The 16,623-nt window shown below is 72.9% G+C and carries 11 protein-coding genes; 9 read left to right on the top strand and 2 right to left on the bottom strand.

The annotated features are described in order from the left end of the window. Positions 1–27: 27 nt before the first annotated feature. Entirely contained in the window at positions 28–375 is a 348-nt protein-coding gene (locus DCW30_RS29215) for a WhiB family transcriptional regulator (RefSeq protein WP_062775214.1), read from the bottom strand. A 388-nt stretch (positions 376–763) separates the two neighbouring features. Here DCW30_RS29215 and DCW30_RS29210 point away from each other — a divergent pair, with 388 nt between their 5' ends. The 4 genes from DCW30_RS29210 (at position 764) to DCW30_RS29195 (ending at position 5,086) form a co-directional block, all read left to right on the top strand. Further along, positions 764–1,375 (top strand): response regulator transcription factor, encoded by a 612-nt coding sequence (locus tag DCW30_RS29210; RefSeq protein ID WP_003948568.1) that lies wholly within the window; start codon positions 764–766, stop codon positions 1,373–1,375. A gap of 266 nt (positions 1,376–1,641) precedes the next feature. Further along, positions 1,642–2,217, top strand: a complete 576-nt coding sequence (locus DCW30_RS29205; RefSeq protein WP_062775217.1) for a sigma-70 family RNA polymerase sigma factor — start codon at positions 1,642–1,644, stop codon at positions 2,215–2,217. Between the two features lie 127 nt (positions 2,218–2,344). Next, positions 2,345–3,850 (top strand): IMP dehydrogenase, encoded by a 1,506-nt coding sequence (gene guaB, locus DCW30_RS29200; protein WP_076684940.1) that lies wholly within the window; start codon positions 2,345–2,347, stop codon positions 3,848–3,850. A 111-nt stretch (positions 3,851–3,961) separates the two neighbouring features. Beyond that, the gene (locus DCW30_RS29195; protein ID WP_062775222.1) at positions 3,962–5,086 is read left to right on the top strand and encodes a GuaB3 family IMP dehydrogenase-related protein; all 1,125 of its coding nucleotides are present in this window, start codon (positions 3,962–3,964) and stop codon (positions 5,084–5,086) included. A 55-nt stretch (positions 5,087–5,141) separates the two neighbouring features. Here the strand turns inward: DCW30_RS29195 and DCW30_RS29190 are convergent, their stop codons facing one another. Continuing rightward, entirely contained in the window at positions 5,142–6,395 is a 1,254-nt protein-coding gene (locus DCW30_RS29190; protein WP_076684939.1) for a nucleotide sugar dehydrogenase, read from the bottom strand. Between the two features lie 227 nt (positions 6,396–6,622). Here DCW30_RS29190 and DCW30_RS29185 point away from each other — a divergent pair, with 227 nt between their 5' ends. The 5 genes from DCW30_RS29185 to DCW30_RS29165 form a co-directional block, all read left to right on the top strand. Further along, positions 6,623–8,332, top strand: coding sequence for a glycerol-3-phosphate dehydrogenase/oxidase (locus DCW30_RS29185; RefSeq protein WP_076684938.1), 1,710 nt, complete (start codon positions 6,623–6,625; stop codon positions 8,330–8,332). Between the two features lie 413 nt (positions 8,333–8,745). Next, positions 8,746–10,743: a serine/threonine-protein kinase gene (locus tag DCW30_RS29180; RefSeq protein WP_076684937.1), complete on the top strand. Its 1,998-nt coding sequence runs from the start codon at positions 8,746–8,748 to the stop codon at positions 10,741–10,743. A gap of 248 nt (positions 10,744–10,991) precedes the next feature. Next, positions 10,992–13,709, top strand: a complete 2,718-nt coding sequence (locus DCW30_RS29175) for a protein kinase (RefSeq protein ID WP_076688966.1) — start codon at positions 10,992–10,994, stop codon at positions 13,707–13,709. A 195-nt stretch (positions 13,710–13,904) separates the two neighbouring features. Then, positions 13,905–15,536, top strand: coding sequence for a serine/threonine-protein kinase (locus DCW30_RS29170; RefSeq protein WP_076684936.1), 1,632 nt, complete (start codon positions 13,905–13,907; stop codon positions 15,534–15,536). Between the two features lie 113 nt (positions 15,537–15,649). After that, a partial coding sequence (locus tag DCW30_RS29165) for a serine/threonine-protein kinase (protein ID WP_164992605.1) occupies positions 15,650–16,623 on the top strand: 974 nt, incomplete at its 3' end.

The raw sequence follows: 16,623 nt of genomic DNA, 5'->3' as shown, positions 1-16,623 counted from the left end.
CACCGGCCTACCGGGAAAAACGTTCCTTCAGTGGTGCGACGACGACGCCGTCGCGGCGGACGCCGAAGCCGTCGTCGAGGACGCGGTGACGAGGCGGTTCCTCGCGCGCCCCATCAGCTCCTCGCGCTCGTCCTCCGTGAGGCCGCCCCACACGCCGTACGGCTCGCGGACCGCCAGCGCGTGCGCGGCGCACTCGGCGCGGACCGGGCACCGCATGCAGACCTCCTTGGCGGAGTTCTCTCGGGCGCTGCGCGCCGCGCCCCGCTCACCCTCCGGGTGGAAGAAGAGCGAGCTGTCGACCCCGCGACAGGCCGCGAGGAGCTGCCAGTCCCACAGATCCGCGTTCGGTCCGGGAAGGCGGGAGAAGTCTGCCATTGCTGGTCCCCTTGAAGCCGTTCTGACGGGATACGGTGCCCACGACCGTACATCTACGATCTAAGGAGATGAAAATATGACTCATTAGGAATCTAGCCTCAGACACCGCAAAAAGGGAAGAAAAGGCGCTAAATGGGGCAGCCTCTGTGAGGAAAGCTCGTGGGTCTGCCGCGTCCTCTCCGCCGTATCCGCGCCCTCACGTAGAGTGCCGAAGATGGCTGACAGCCCCGTAACTCTTTCGGGTGACCGTCGTTGAGAGTGCGAGGCGGTTGAAAGAAGAAGCGCTCGGGCAGGTGTCCGAGAGCGTCAACCGCACAGGTGACGAATAAGTACCAGCCTGGAGGCTCAAGGTGACGCGCAGCAGCTGTGAGAGCCGCGGAGGACAGTCATGACATCCGTCCTCGTGTGCGACGACTCCCCGCTTGCCCGAGAGGCGCTCCGCCGCGCGGTCGCGACCGTGCCCGGCGTCGAGCGTGTGACGACAGCGGCCAACGGCGAGGAAGTCCTCCGCCGCTGGGGCGCCGACCGCTCGGACCTGATTCTGATGGACGTGCGCATGCCCGGCCTGGGCGGCGTCGAGACCGTCCGGCGGCTGCTGTCCGCCGACCCCGGTGCGCGCATCATCATGCTCACCGTGGCCGAGGATCTGGACGGGGTCGCGCTCGCGGTCGCCGCCGGCGCCCGCGGCTATCTGCACAAGGACGCCTCGCGCGCCGAACTGCGGGCGACCGTCACGCAGGCGCTCGCCGACCCGACGTGGCGGCTCGCCCCGCGCAGACTGCGTTCGGCCGAGATGGGCGCCGCGCCCACGCTCACGGCGCGTGAGATCCAGGTCCTGGAGGGCATGAGCCACGGCCGGTCGAACGCGGAGATCGGGCGTGAGCTGTTCCTCTCCGAGGACACCGTGAAGACGCACGCCAGGCGGCTGTTCAAGAAGCTCGGCGCCTCCGACCGCGCCCACGCCGTGGCGCTCGGATTCCGCTGGGGCCTGGTCCGCTGAATGTGCCGCCGCGGGGGCACGGCGCTCCCCGCCCGCCGCCCGGTGGGCGGGGTGACGGGTGCCCGCGGCAGGGCGTCGCGGTCTCGGTTGCCGTCGCTTCGCGGCGGATGCCGCATCCTTGAGGTGTGGAGTTCCTCGGGGACGAGTCGATCGAGCGGGAGGGGAGGGCGCGGAGGATGAGTTCCGGCGCACCTGCTCATAACGCTTCAGTGCACAACTACGGACGCGGTGCCGCGGATCCGACGCCGTCAAGGCACCATGGACCGATGCGCGAAGACAAGACGACGGTGATCGGTGCCCTCGTCCTCCGCGCCGTCGAGGGGGACGAGCAGGCCACGCACGATCTCCTCGCGCACGTCCACCCCCTCGCGCTGCGCTACTGCCGCACCCGGCTGTCCCGGCTGCCGGGTGACGCGCGCCACTTCGTGGAGGACCTGGCGCAGGAGGTCTGCGTCGCGGTCCTGCTCGCCCTGCCGCGCTACAAGGACACCGGGCGCCCCTTCGAGGCGTTCGTCTTCGCGATCGCGGCGCACAAGGTGGCCGACCTGCAGCGCGCGGCCATGCGCCATCCCGGGTCGACCGCCGTGCCCTCGGACGAGATGCCCGAGCGGCCCGACGACTCGCTCGGCCCGGAGGAGCGCGCGCTGCTCAGCAGTGACGCGGAGTGGGCCAAGAAGCTCCTCGCCAACCTCCCGGACAACCAGCGCGAGCTGCTGCTGCTCAGGATCGCCGTCGGGCTCACCGCCGAGGAGACCGGGCAGATGCTGGGGATGTCGCCGGGGGCCGTCCGGGTGGCCCAGCACCGCGCGCTGAGCCGGCTGCGGGCGCTCGCCGAGCAGTGACCTCGCCCACCCCCCGGGCCGTACGAACGCACGAAGCCGCTCGATGATCTTGCTCGTGGAATGAGACACCCTCCACGGCCGTTAGCATGGACATCCGCACCGATCAAGGCCATTTGGGGAAGGTGTCATGACTGCAAACGTCGACGGAGTGCCCGAGAAATTCGCGACACTCGGGCTGACCTACGACGACGTGCTGCTGCTGCCGGGCGCGTCGGAAGTGCTCCCCAACGCGGTCGACACCTCGTCCCGCATCTCCAGGAACGTCCGGGTGAACATCCCGCTGCTCTCCGCGGCGATGGACAAGGTCACCGAGGCCCGCATGGCGATCGCCATGGCCCGCCAGGGCGGTGTCGGCGTCCTGCACCGCAACCTCTCCATCGAGGACCAGGTCAACCAGGTCGACCTCGTGAAGCGGTCCGAGTCCGGCATGGTCACCGACCCGATCACGGTGCACCCCGACGCGACGCTCGCCGAGGCCGACGCCCTCTGCGCGAAGTTCCGCATCAGCGGCGTCCCGGTGACCGACGCGGCGGGCAAGCTGCTCGGCATCGTCACCAACCGCGACATGGCCTTCGAGAACGACCGCAGCCGGCAGGTCCGCGAGGTCATGACGCCCATGCCGCTGGTCACGGGCAAGGTCGGCATCTCCGGCGTGGACGCCATGGAGCTGCTGCGCCGCCACAAGATCGAGAAGCTGCCGCTGGTCGACGACGCGGGGCGGCTCAAGGGCCTCATCACCGTCAAGGACTTCAAGAAGGCCGAGCAGTACCCGAACGCGGCCAAGGACGCCGAGGGCCGGCTGCTCGTCGGCGCCGCCGTCGGCGCCAGCCCCGAGGCGCTGGAGCGCGCCCAGGCGCTGGCCGGAGCCGGAGTCGACTTCCTGATCGTCGACACCTCCCACGGCCACAACAGCAACGCCCTGAGCTGGATGTCGAAGATCAAGTCGAGCGTGGGCGTCGACGTGATCGGCGGCAACGTCGCCACCCGCGACGGCGCGCAGGCCCTGATCGACGCCGGCGTCGACGGCGTCAAGGTCGGCGTCGGACCGGGCTCGATCTGCACCACCCGCGTGGTCGCCGGCATCGGCGTCCCGCAGGTCACCGCGATCTACGAAGCGGCGGTCGCGGCCCGCGCGGCCGGCGTGCCGGTCATCGGCGACGGCGGCCTGCAGTACTCCGGTGACATCGGCAAGGCGCTCGCCGCCGGCGCCGACACGGTGATGCTCGGCTCGCTCCTCGCGGGCTGCGAGGAGTCGCCGGGTGAGCTGATGTTCATCAACGGCAAGCAGTTCAAGTCGTACCGCGGCATGGGCTCGCTCGGCGCCATGCAGTCCCGCGGCCAGGGCAGGTCCTACTCCAAGGACCGCTACTTCCAGGCCGAGGTCGCCTCCGACGACAAGCTCGTGCCCGAGGGCATCGAGGGCCAGGTGCCCTACCGCGGCCCGCTGGCCAACGTCCTGCACCAGCTCGTCGGCGGACTGCGCCAGACGATGGGCTACGTCGGCGCGGCGAGCATCGACGAGATGGAGAGCAAGGGCCGCTTCGTCCGCATCACGTCCGCGGGCCTCAAGGAGAGCCACCCGCACGACATCCAGATGACGGTCGAGGCGCCGAACTACAGCCGTACGAAGTAGCCGCCAGGCCGCACGCACGCGTGAAGGGGCGGTCCCGGGTCACCGGGGCCGCCCCTGCGGTGTGTGTCGGGGATACTGGACAGGCAGACCAAGAGGGAAAGGCCCCACAACGTGACTGAGATCGAGATCGGGCGCGGCAAGCGCGGCCGCCGCGCGTACGCCTTCGACGACATCGCCGTCGTACCGAGCCGGCGCACCCGCGACCCGAAGGAGGTCTCGATCGCGTGGCAGATCGATGCCTACCGCTTCGAGCTGCCCTTCCTGGCCGCCCCCATGGACTCGGTGGTCTCCCCGCGGACCGCCATCCGCATCGGTGAGCTCGGCGGCCTCGGCGTCCTGAACCTCGAAGGCCTCTGGACGCGGTACGAGGACCCGCAGCCGCTGCTGGACGAGATCGCCGAGCTGGACTCGGAGACCGCCACCCGGCGCCTCCAGGAGATCTACTCCGCGCCGATCCAGGCCGACCTCATCGGGCAGCGCATCAAGGAGGTGCGCGACTCCGGTGTGGTCACCGCCGCCGCGCTCTCCCCGCAGCGCACCGCCGAGTTCTCCAAGGCCGTCGTGGACGCCGGGGTCGACATCTTCGTCATCCGCGGTACGACGGTCTCCGCCGAGCACGTCTCCGGAGCCGCCGAGCCGCTGAACCTGAAGCAGTTCATCTACGAGCTCGACGTGCCGGTCATCGTCGGCGGCTGCGCCACCTACACGGCCGCCCTGCACCTGATGCGCACCGGCGCCGCGGGCGTCCTGGTGGGCTTCGGCGGCGGCGCCGCGCACACCACGCGCAACGTCCTGGGCATCCAGGTGCCGATGGCCACGGCCGTCGCCGACGTCGCGGCCGCCCGCCGCGACTACATGGATGAGTCCGGCGGCCGGTACGTGCACGTCATCGCCGACGGCGGCGTGGGCTGGTCCGGCGACCTGCCCAAGGCCATCGCGTGCGGCGCCGACTCCGTGATGGTGGGCTCCCCGCTGGCCCGCGCCACGGACGCGCCCGGCAAGGGCCACCACTGGGGCATGGAGGCCGTCCACGAGGACGTGCCGCGCGGCAAGAAGGTGGACCTCGGCACGGTCGGCACGACCGAGGAGATCCTGACCGGTCCCTCGCACATCCCGGACGGTTCGATGAACTTCTTCGGGGCGCTGCGCCGCGCCATGGCGACGACGGGTTACAGCGAGCTCAAGGAGTTCCAGCGCGTCGAGGTGACGGTCGCGGACTCGCAGCACAAGCGCTGACGCGGACACACTTCGAAGGGCCCCGGCACGGGTGTGCCGGGGCCCTTCCGCGTCCTCAGAGCCGGTGCGCCGCGCCCGCCGGGGTCGCGCCCCTGGTGTCCAGCAGGAGCTGGGCCTTCACGGCGAGGCCCTGGAGGTCGTACGTGCGGTGGTGCTGGAGGAGGATCGTGAGGTCGGCGTCGGCCGCCGCCTCGTAGAGGGAGTCCGCGCGCGGGACGGGGTGCCCGAGGACCTGCCAGCTCGGCACGTAGGGGTCGTGGTAGCTGACGGCCGCCCCGAGCTCCATGAGGCGGGTGGCCACCTCCTGGGCGGGGGCGCCCTGCTGGTCGGCGAGGTCGGGCTTGTAGGTGACGCCGAGCAGGAGCACGCGCGCGCCGCGGGCGGACTTGCCGTGCTCGTTCAGGAGCGTGGCGGAGCGCTGGATGACGTACTGGGGCATGCGGTCGTTGACCTGCTGGGCCAGTTCGACCATGCGCAGGGGGCGGGCGCCGCGGGCGGGCCCGGGGATGTCCATGGGGACGCCGTGGCCGCCGACGCCGGGGCCGGGGCGGAAGGCGTGGAAGCCGAACGGCTTGGTCTCGGCGCAGCGGATGACGTCCCACAAATCGATGCCCATGTCGTGGCAGAGCACCGCCATCTCGTTGACCAGGGCCATGTTCACGTGCCGGTAGTTGGTCTCCAGAAGGTGCACGGTCTCGGCCTCGCGGGGGCCACGCGCGCGTACGACCTTGTCGGTGAGCCGGCCGTAGAAGGCCGCCGCCGACTCGGTGCAGGCCGGGGTGATGCCGCCGATGACCTTGGGGGTGCCGGCGTAGCCGTGGTCGCGGTTGCCGGGGTCGAGGCGGCCGGGGGAGTACGCCAGGTGGAAGTCGCGCCCGGCGCGCAGCCCGGAGCCGGATTCGAGGATCGGACGGACGTATTCCTCGGTCGTGCCGGGGTACGCGGGGGACTCCACGATCACGGTGGTGTGGGGGCGCAGCCGGGCGGCGAGCGCCCGGGCGGCCTCGGCGACCTGGCTCAGGTCGAGCGAGCGGTCGGCGGCGGGCGGAGCGGGGGCGCAGATGACGGCGGTGCGCACGCGGCCGAGCTGGGCGGGGTCGGTGGTCGGCCTGAAGCCCCTCGCGAGCATCCGGCGGACGTCGGCGGCGGTGAGGATGCCCTCGGTGCCGTCGCTGGGCAGGCGGCCGCCCGCCAGGTCGGTGGCGCGGGCGGGGTCGTAGCCGATGGTCGCGATGCCGCGTGCGACGGCGGTCTGGGCGAGGGGCAGGCCGAGGTGGCCGAGACCGATGACGGCGAGATCTGCGGGCATGGCGGTGGGCCGTCCTCCCAATAGCCGGAGCGGTACGAGCGCGCAAGCCCTGTGGACAAGAGAGGCGAGCGCAATGTCAGACTAGGAGTAAATATGACCGTTTTGCGGTATTGCGCCGTGCCGGACTCCGGAGTGTTGTCCACAGGCTGCGGGCGAGATCAGCGGGCGCGGCGGAAATCTGGGCATGATGTGAGTCCGACCACACCCGATCGCAACGGGAGGCAGCGGTGAGGACAGCGACACTGGGCCCGGCCGAGCGTGCCGAGTCACTCGCGGGAATGGCCGACCGGGAGCTGGACGTCCTGGTCGTCGGCGCAGGCGTGGTCGGTGCCGGCACGGCTCTGGACGCGGTGACCCGGGGCCTGTCCACCGGCCTCGTCGAGGCGAGGGACTGGGCGTCGGGCACGTCCAGCAGATCGAGCAAGCTGATCCACGGCGGGCTCCGCTATCTGGAGATGCTCGACTTCGCGCTGGTGCGCGAGGCCCTGAAGGAGCGCGGACTGCTCCTGGAGCGCCTCGCCCCGCACCTGGTGAAGCCGGTGCCGTTCCTCTACCCCTTGCGGCACAAGGGCTGGGAGAGGTTGTACGCGGGATCGGGCGTCGCGTTGTACGACGCCATGTCGATGTCGCGCGGCCACGGCCGCGGCCTGCCCGTGCACCGCCACCTGACGCGCCGCCACGCCCTGCGCGTGGCCCCGTGCCTGAAGAAGGACGCCCTGGTCGGCGCGATGCAGTACTACGACGCCCAGATGGACGACGCCCGCTATGTCGCCACCCTGGTGCGCACCGCTTCGGCGTACGGCGCGAAGGTCGCCAACCGCGCCAAGGTCACCGGCTTCCTGCGCGAGGGCGAGCGCGTGGTCGGCGCCCGGGTGCAGGACGTCGAGGGCGGCGGGGAGTACGAGATCCGCGCCAAGCAGGTGGTGAACGCCACCGGTGTCTGGACGGACGACACGCAAGCCATGGTCGGCGAGCGGGGCCAGTTCCACGTCAGGGCGTCCAAGGGCATCCATTTGGTCGTGCCGAAGGACCGGATCAACTCCACGACGGGCCTCATCCTGCGGACCGAGAAGAGCGTCCTCTTCGTCATCCCGTGGGGCCGGCACTGGATCGTGGGCACGACCGACACCGACTGGGACCTCGACAAGGCGCACCCGGCCGCCTCCAGCGCCGACATCGACTATCTCCTGGAGCACGTGAACTCCGTGCTCGCGCGGCCGCTCTCCCGCGACGACGTCCAGGGGGTGTACGCGGGGCTCAGGCCCCTGCTCGCCGGCGAGTCCGACGCCACGAGCAAGCTCTCCAGGGAGCACACCGTCGCCCACCCCGCGCCGGGCCTCGTGGTCATCGCGGGCGGCAAGTACACGACGTACCGCGTGATGGCCAAGGACGCCGTCGACGAGGCCGTGCACGGCCTCGACCAGCGCGTCGCCGACTGCGTCACGGAGGACATCCCGCTCGTGGGCGCCGAGGGGTACCGCGCGCTGTGGAACGCCCGGGCGAGGATCGCCGCCCGGACGGGCCTTCATGTGGTGCGCGTGGAACACCTGTTGAACCGGTACGGCGCGCTGGCCGAGGAAGTGCTCGAACTGGTCACCGCCGACCCCGCCCTGGGCGCGCCGCTCCAGGCGGCCGAGGACTATCTGCGGGCCGAGGTCGTCTACGCCGCGTCGCACGAGGGCGCCCGGCACCTGGACGACGTGCTGACGCGCCGGACGCGCATCTCCATCGAGACGTTCGACCGGGGCACGCGCAGCGCCCGGGAGTGCGCCGAGCTGATGGCGCCCGTCCTCGGCTGGGACAAGGACCAGATCGAGCGGGAGGTCCAGCACTACGAGAAGCGGGTGGAGGCCGAGCGGGAGTCGCAGCGCCAGCCCGACGACCTGACGGCGGACGCCGCGAGGCTGGGGGCGCCGGACATCGTGCCGCTGAGTTGACCCGCTTGTCCTCGTCCGCCCGTTATCTGACGAGGCGTCGGGTGTCGCGAGGGGCCGCGGTGGCGGCCGCTTCGGCCGGGGCGTGACCGGTCGTGAGGGCCCGCCGCGCCGGAAGCCGTCGGCTGTCGGGCACAGGGCCGGGGATTGGGCCTTGCCTCGGCCGATGAGCAGCGGAAGAGTGGCCTCCGTGGCCCGCGCCGAGAGTCGGCGGGGCCGACGGACCGGCAGATCAGGCCCCCCGTACGGGGGTTGGCCGGTCCGGGGCCCGGTATGGGCACGGTGGTCCCGCCCCGAGCGCGGGCCGTCATGCGCAACGGTGGACCCTGGGCGTCGAGTGGTCCCCGAGTAGGGGACAATGAAGGCTCTGTCAGGGCGGGTTGCGCGGGTAGCAGCGGTAGCAGCAGAGGGGACGCATGTCGGACGCGGAGCAGACGGGTGAGGCCCGTCGGGACAAGAGCGAACGTCTCCTCGCCGGCCGGTACCGGCTGGGAGAGGTGCTCGGCCGCGGCGGCATGGGCACGGTGTGGCGCGCCAAGGACGAGACGCTGGGCCGTACGGTCGCGGTGAAGGAGCTGCGGTTCCCCTCGAGCATCGACGAGGAGGAGAAGCGGCGGCTCATCACGCGCACGCTGCGTGAGGCGAAGGCCATCGCGCGGATCCGCAACACCAGCGCCGTGACGGTCTACGACGTCGTGGACGAGGACGACCGGCCCTGGATCGTGATGGAGCTGGTGGAGGGCAAGTCCCTCGCCGAGGTCATCCGCGAGGACGGACTGCTCACGCCGAGGCGGGCGGCCGAGGTCGGCCTCGCCGTGCTCGACGTGCTGCGCTCCGCGCACCGCGAGGGCATCCTGCACCGCGACGTGAAGCCGTCGAACGTGCTGATCGCCGAGGACGGCCGGGTGGTCCTCACGGACTTCGGCATCGCGCAGGTCGAGGGTGACCCGTCCATCACGTCCACGGGCATGCTCGTCGGCGCACCCTCGTACATCTCGCCCGAGCGCGCCCGCGGCCACAAGCCGGGCCCGGCGGCCGACCTCTGGTCACTGGGCGGCCTGCTGTACGCCGCGGTGGAGGGCGTGCCGCCCTACGACAAGGGTTCGGCCATCGCGACCCTCACCGCGGTGATGACCGAGGACGTGGAGCGGCCCACGAACGCCGGCCCCGCCCTGGAGAAGGTCATCTACGGCCTGCTCGCCAAGGACCCCGCCCAGCGGCTCGACGACGCGGGGGCGCGGGCGCTCCTGCGGGACGTCATCCACGCTCCGGAGGCCGCGGCGGAGCCGGAGCCGGTCGAGGCGACGAAGGTGGTGCCGCTGCCGCCGCTCCCGAAGAAGCCGGCCAAGCAGTCGAAGCCGGGCGGTCAGGCCAGGCCCGCGAAGAAGGCGGGCGCCGCCGCGGGCGCGGGTGCGGCCGCCGGTGTCGGGAGCAAGGCCGAGGAGGCCGCCGACCGGCTGAAGGACGCCTTCCGGTCGGTCCGCAAGGCGACCACGCCCGGCGCGGCGACCGGCGCGGGCGCGGCGACGGCCGGCGGCACGGGCAGCGGTGGGGTCGGCGCGGGCGCCGGGAGCGCGCCCGGCACGGCCTCGGCGCCGCCCCTCGGGACGCCGCCGAGGGGTGCCCCGAGGGTGCCGCCCAAGGCGTCGCTCACCGACGTGGTGCCGCGGCGGACGCTGGTGATAGTGAGCGTGGTGGCCGTGCTCGCGGTGCTCGGCACGGTGCTCGCCTTCGCGCTCTCCGGCGACGACAGCGGCTCCGGCGAGGACAACAAGGGCGGCGACAAGGCCGCGTCCAGCGGGGCGACCGCCGGGGACGACAACGGCAAGGACGGCAAGGGCTCGGACAAGGGCGCCGGTTCGGGCGACGGCGAGGACCAGGCCCAGGGCGAGGGCAGGACCGAGGACCCGGGCAAGGGCGAGGACGCCGACGAGGGCCAGGGCCACGATCCGGGCAAGGACGAGGAGAAGAAGCCCGAGGACGGCGCCGCGTCGACGTACAAGCACGACCAGGGCTTCAAGATCGGGCTGCCGAAGGGGTGGAAGTTCCAGACCACGAGCCGCGCGGGCGCGCGGTTCAGCGGCCCCGACGGGCAGAAGCTGCTCGTCGGATGGACGACGACGCCCAAGGACAACCCGGTGAGCGACTGGAAGAACCAGGAGAACTACATGGTCCGGTCGCAGTACGACCGGATTCGCATCGAGAAGGTGGACTTCCGCGGCTGGAACACCGCCGACTGGGAGTTCACCTACGTGGACGGCGGGACCAAGTACCGCTCCGTGGATCGCGGCTTCGTCGTCAACAGCGGCCTCGGATACGGATTGATGTACACGGCCAAGGCCGACGACTGGGGCGGTGACCAGCGGCGTTCCGCATGGAAGACGTTCACGCGGACGTTCCAGCCGAAGTCCTGAACCAGGGCGCGCACGGCCCCGGCCCGGACCGCTCGCGGTGCCGGGCCGGCTCGGCCGGTGGGGGGACCCGGCCCGCGGGCTCCGGCGCGAGATTTCGGCGCCGAGATCTCGAATCGCCTCATTGCGGTGCGGGTAGGGCACGTATCGTGAATGCTTGCGGACCCTGCGCAGCCGCAATAGAGGCGTGACAAGCCGCAATGAGCCGCAAGACGAACGGAATTGACCACCGGGCGGACGGGGAAGGCATCGTGGACGACTACGCGGGTCGGGTGCTCGCCGACCGCTACCGCCTGCCGTTACCGCCCACGGACGAGTACGAACTGGCCGAGTCGCGTGCCTTTGACACGTACAGCGGGCAGGAAGTCCTGGTCAGGCAGGTCCCGTTGCCCGAGGTCGTCGAGGCGGAGGTCCTCGACGAGGACGACCTGCCCGAAGGGTTCGCGCCCCGGCCAGGTGCCTCCGGCGGCATGCGGCGGGCCTCGGCGCGGACGACGCGCAGGCCCACGGACCCGGCGGTGCGGCGCGCCATGGAGGCGGCGCAGACCGCCGCGCAGATACCCGATCACCCGCGGCTCGACCAGGTCTTCGACGTGTTCGCCGAGGGCGGCTCGCTGTGGATAGTGAGCGAACTGGTGTCGGCGAGGCCGCTGGCGGCGCTCCTCGCCGACCGGCCGCTGAGCCCGTACCGGGCGGCCGAGGTCGCCGCGGACGTCCTCGCGGCGCTGCGCGTGCTGCACGCACACGGCTGGGTCCACCGCAACATCACTGCCCGCACGGTGCTCATCTGCGACGACGGCCGCGTGATGCTGACCGGCCTGGCGGCGGGAGCGGCCGAGGAAGCCTTGTGCGGGTACGACCCGCGGCCGGTGGAGGCCGGAGAGGCGGCCGGTTCGGCGGGCTCCGTCGGGAACGTGTCGGCGTACGAGGACGTGTCCCTATACGAGGGCGTGTCCGCGTACGAAGGGGCCTTCGAGCCGGGCCTCGACGGCGACCGTGAGGACGAACCGGGGGACGAGGCGCTCGAACCGGCGCCTGCGGCGGGCTTCGCGGATTCCGCGGTGCGGCGTGCCGTCGAGGTGGCGGACACCGCGGGGGCGGCGTGGAGCGACGCGCGGACCGCGCATGCGGGGTCGGCCATCGCGGCGTACCGGGCGGGCACGAGGGCCGCGGCGCGCGTCGGCGACGAGGAGGGCGGCGGGCGCGGGGTGCCGCAGCCGCGGAGCGGCGGCGAGAGCGGGCCGGGCAGGGCGGCCGGACCCTCGGGGCGCGAGGCGGAGCCCGGGCCGCCCGGACGGATCACGGACCCCTACGGAGTGGCCGAGACGAAGCCGTGGCACGGCGCGGCGCCCCGCGGCGGCGTCCCGGCGGCCCGCACGGGCACTCCGGCGCCGCGCACCCGCGAGGGCGGCCCCTACACGGGGTCCCGCGACCTCGGCGGCGCACCCGCGACCGACGCCCCGCACGCTGCCCCGCGAGGCTCCGGCACGCCGTTCGCCCCGCGCGCCGGGTCCACGCCCCCCGCCCCGGAAGCCACCCCGACCCCAACCCCTGTCGGCGCCGGCGCCGGCGGCTTCGGTGAGTGGGGAGACGGCGGGGAGGCGCGGCGGGGGCCGGGGAGCGCTCTGGACGCCGAGCGGGCGCGGCATGCCCGCATGGTCGTGGTGGGCGCCGTCACCGAGCGGTGGGCGCCCGAGCAGGCGGGCCCCGTGCACGAGAACTGGCAGCTCGCCGCGCCGATCGGACCGGCCACCGACCTGTGGGCCCTGGGCGCGCTCCTCTTCCGGGCCGTGCAGGGCCACGCGCCCTACCCCGAGGACAGCACCGCCGAGCTGGTGCAGATGGTGTGCGCGGAACCGCCCGCCTTCGCCGAGGAGTGCGGGCCGCTGCGGCCCGTCGTGGAGTCGCTGCTGCGTCAGGACCCCACCGAGCGCCTGGACTTCGAGGAGGTCGGCGGCTGGCTCCGCTCGCTGGTGCGGTCCGCGCCGGAGCCGGAGGCGGGGGCGCACGTCGTGCCGGTGCCGCCGTACGACGCGGGGCGGCTGCCCATCGTGCGCCGCCGCGGCGAGGTCGTGCGCAAGCGCCGGGCGTCCGCGCCCGCCACCACCGGTGGGCACGGCCGGCACAAGCGCGGCAAGGGCAAGGCCGTGCGGGCGTCCGCGCCGCCGCGCGAGCCGCAGAACCTGCGGGGGACCCCGCCCCCGCGCGAGGCCGCGCCCGCGTCGCGGGAGCGCGGCCCGGCGCGCCCGCGTTCGCTGGGGCGGCTGCTGCTGCTCGCCATCCTGATCGGCCTCGTGGCGGCGATCGCGTACGCCATGCTGTTCATGCCCAAGAACGACGAGGGCGGCTCGGGCGACCGGGCCGGGGCCGCGGGCGAGGCCGGTTCGGCGGCGCCGCCGAACCCCGACCCCAGCCACGAGGAGAAGCCCGGTGAGGGCGGGGACAAGGGCAAGGGCGAGGACACGTCCGGCAAGAACCGCGGTTCGCAGCAGCCGCAGACCACCGGGCCCGAGGTGGCGCAGGGGTTCACCCTGCGCAAGGACACCGAGGGCTTCCGCGTGGCCGTCGCGCGCGGCTGGGACCGGCAGCCGAAGAACGGCCGCGGGCAGGTCCGTTACACCCACGGCGACTTCGAGCTCCTCGTGGTGCCGGGCCGCGACACGACCGACGGCTACGGCCGCGACCCCATGAAGTACCAGCGCGAGCACGAGCGGGAACTGCAGCCGTTCCGCGACTCCTCCTGGGCCACCTCCAGCGGGATGCGGCGCATCGACGTGGGCGGCCGTGCCATGGCCGAGGGGCAGTTCACCTGGCAGGACGACGCGGGCCGCGAGCTGTACGTACGCAATCTCGCGATGGTCGTCGGAGGCAAGTACCACGTGGTGCAGGTGCGCGGTCCGGAGGCCGAGCGCGACGAGGTGACGCGGCTCTACGAACAGGCGTCCACCACTTACCACGTCTCCGGTTGACCCTCCGGTTACCAAGTCTCCGGTTGGCTCTCCGACGGGCCCTCAGAAGACTGCCCGGCCACACCGGGAGGGGCAGATCTGCCCCGTCAGGACATCAGCGGCAAGCGTCACATTGAGGTCTCCGCGACCCCCCTGCGGTTCCCTGCACGCGGCCCGCTCCTTAACCTGGCCCTGTCAATACCATTGCGGGGGAACGTGAATCAGAGCCAGGGCCTGCTCCTCGCGGGCCGCTACCGTCTCGGTGAGTCCATTGGCCGCGGTGGCATGGGACGGGTGTGGCGCGCGCAGGACGAGGTGCTGCACCGTACCGTCGCCGTCAAGGAACTGACGGCCGCGCAGTTCGTGCAGGAGGCCGACCGCGCGGTCCTCTTCGCGCGCACGCAGACGGAGGCGCGGGCGGCGGCCAGGATCAACCACCCCGCCGTCGTCACCGTCCATGACGTCATCCAGTACGACGACCGTCCCTGGATCGTGATGGAACTGGTCGAGGGCTGTTCGCTCGCGGACGCCGTCAAGGACCGGGGCCGCGTCGACCCGGTCGAGGCCGCCCGGATCGGCCTGTGGACCCTGAAGGCACTGCGGGCCGCGCACACCGCAGGGGTGCTGCACCGCGACGTCAAGCCCGGCAACGTCCTGCTCGCCGACGACCGCCGCATCCTGCTCACCGACTTCGGGATCGCCGCGATCGAAGGCGACTCGACGATCACGCGCACCGGCGAGGTCGTCGGTTCCGTCGACTACCTCGCGCCCGAGCGGGTCAGCGGCGCCAACCCGGGACCGGCCTCGGACCTGTGGGCGCTCGGGGCCACGCTGTACACGGCGGTCGAGGGCACCTCGCCGTTCCGGCGCACGTCGCCGCTCGGCACCATGCAGGCCGTGGTCACCGAGGAGCCGTCACCGCCCGCGCACGCGGGCCCGCTGGCCCCCGTCATCGAGGCGCTCCTGCGCAAGGACCCGGCGGCCAGGCCGACCGCAGAGGAGGCCGAGTCGATGCTGGCCGAGGCCGCGGAGGGACGGCGGCCGACCGAGGCGCAGGCGTACGTGCCGACCCAGGTGCACCCCGCTCGTGCGCATCCGGCTGCCTCGTACGGCCGGACCACCCCGTACGGCTCGACGGCCCCGCACGGCGCGGCGACTTCGCACGGGGCGGGGCCCGTCACGGCCGTCCAGGGGTCCGGCGGCGGCCACGACGTCCACGGCCGGGGCCCCGCGGCGGCTCCGGCCGCGCCGCGCCGCCGCGGGCTCGCCGTCGCCGCCCTCGTGGTCGCGGCCGCGCTGCTCGGCGGCGGCGGGGTCCTCGGCTTCCTGCACCTCACCGGCGACGGCGGCGGCCAGGGGCAGAGCGCGAGCGAGGAGGCGGGGGAGCCCGCGCGCGGCATACCCGCCGACTGGGTGCGCGTGAACGACCCCGACGGCTTCAGCCTCATGCTGCCCAAGGGCTGGAAGCGCCAGGCGAACGGCAGCCAGGTGGACTACACGCCGGACGGCGGACGCCGCTTCCTGCGGATCGGCGTCGACAAGAGCCCGGACTTCGACTCCCCGTACACGCATCAACTGGACCTGGAGAAGGGCCTGCGGAAGTACCAGGACTACCGGCGGCTGCATCTGGACGCGAACACGTTCCGCAGCCGGCACGGAGCCCTCTGGGAGTTCAGCTGGACCGCCGGGGCGAACGACACCACCAGAGGCCCCCGGCGGGCCATCGAACAGATTTACATCAGCAAGGACGGCGTCGAGTACGCCCTCTACCTCTCGGCCCCCGCCGAGGGCTGGGACAAGACCCGGCAGCAGTTCGACTCGATGCTCCGGGGCTGGCGGGAGCGCTGACGCGGCCCCGGGTGCTCCGGTGTGCCAGAGGGACGCCCGGTGGCTGCGGCCGGAACCAGCCGCCCGGCGCGGAGACCCATTTCCTTCGTACACGTGTGGGGCATGATGGCCGCATGGGGAGCCTGGGAGACCACGCCGGCGCGGCCGGCGCCGGCGCGGGCAGAGCCGGCGGCGGGGACGCCGACGCCGTGGGGGACGAGGGCAACGCCCGGGTGATCGCGGGCCGTTACCGCCTCGACGCGCGGCTCGGCCGGGGCGGCATGGGAACGGTGTGGCGCGCCACGGACCTGCTGCTGGGCCGTCAGGTCGCCGTCAAGGAACTGGACAGGGACGAGACGCTGTCCGACACCGAGGCCGCCCAGCAGCGCGAGCGCACCCTGCGCGAGGCCCGTGCGGTCGCCCAGTTGCGGCACCCGCACATCGTCGTCGTCCACGACGTCGTCGAGCACGCCGAGCAGCCCTACATCGTCATGGAGCTGATCGAGGGCGGATCGCTGGCCCGGCAGATCGGCCGGACCGGGCCGCTCGACGCGCAGACCGTCGCCAGGATGGGCATTGACCTGCTCGGCGCCCTGAGCACCGCACACGAGGCGGGCATCCTGCACCGCGACCTGAAGCCCGCCAATGTGCTCGTGGAGCGGGCCGGCGGCCGTGTGGTGCTCACCGACTTCGGGATCGCGCAGGTCAGCGGGGCGACGACGCTGACGGAAGTGGGGTCGTTCGTCGGCTCGCCGGAGTACACCGCGCCGGAGCGCATCGCGGGGGAGCGGACCGGCCCCGCCTCCGACCTCTGGTCGCTCGGCGCGCTGCTGGTCACCGCGCTCGCGGGCGAGTCGCCCTTCCGCAGGGACTCGATCGGCGGTGTCCTGCACGCCGTCATATACGAGGAGATCCGGCCGCCGGAGCGCGCGGCCCCGCTCCTCCCCGTCGTCAGCGGCCTGCTGGAGCGGGACCCGAGGCGGCGCCTCGACGCGGCGGGGGCCGAGCGGCTGCTCCAGGAATACGTCGACACGGGGCGCATGTCCGCGCCGCCGGACGGTGGGAGCGGGGCGGGCCGCGACGGCGCGGGCCACGGCCGCCTGGCGGG

Source organism: Streptomyces alfalfae (assembly GCF_004127445.1).
Classification (GTDB): Bacteria; Actinomycetota; Actinomycetes; order Streptomycetales; family Streptomycetaceae; genus Streptomyces; species Streptomyces alfalfae.
Note: the sequence above shows the minus strand (reverse complement) of the source record. Positions and strands in the feature narration are given on the sequence as shown.

Coding starts and splice junctions, on each gene's coding strand:
- DCW30_RS29205 (WP_062775217.1), top strand. CDS start 1,642: ATGCGCGAAGACAAGACGACGGTGATCGGTGCCCTCGTCCTCCGCGCC.
- DCW30_RS29215 (WP_062775214.1), bottom strand. CDS start 375: ATGGCAGACTTCTCCCGCCTTCCCGGACCGAACGCGGATCTGTGGGAC.
- DCW30_RS29190 (WP_076684939.1), bottom strand. CDS start 6,395: ATGCCCGCAGATCTCGCCGTCATCGGTCTCGGCCACCTCGGCCTGCCC.
- DCW30_RS29210 (WP_003948568.1), top strand. CDS start 764: ATGACATCCGTCCTCGTGTGCGACGACTCCCCGCTTGCCCGAGAGGCG.
- guaB (WP_076684940.1), top strand. CDS start 2,345: ATGACTGCAAACGTCGACGGAGTGCCCGAGAAATTCGCGACACTCGGG.
- DCW30_RS29180 (WP_076684937.1), top strand. CDS start 8,746: ATGTCGGACGCGGAGCAGACGGGTGAGGCCCGTCGGGACAAGAGCGAA.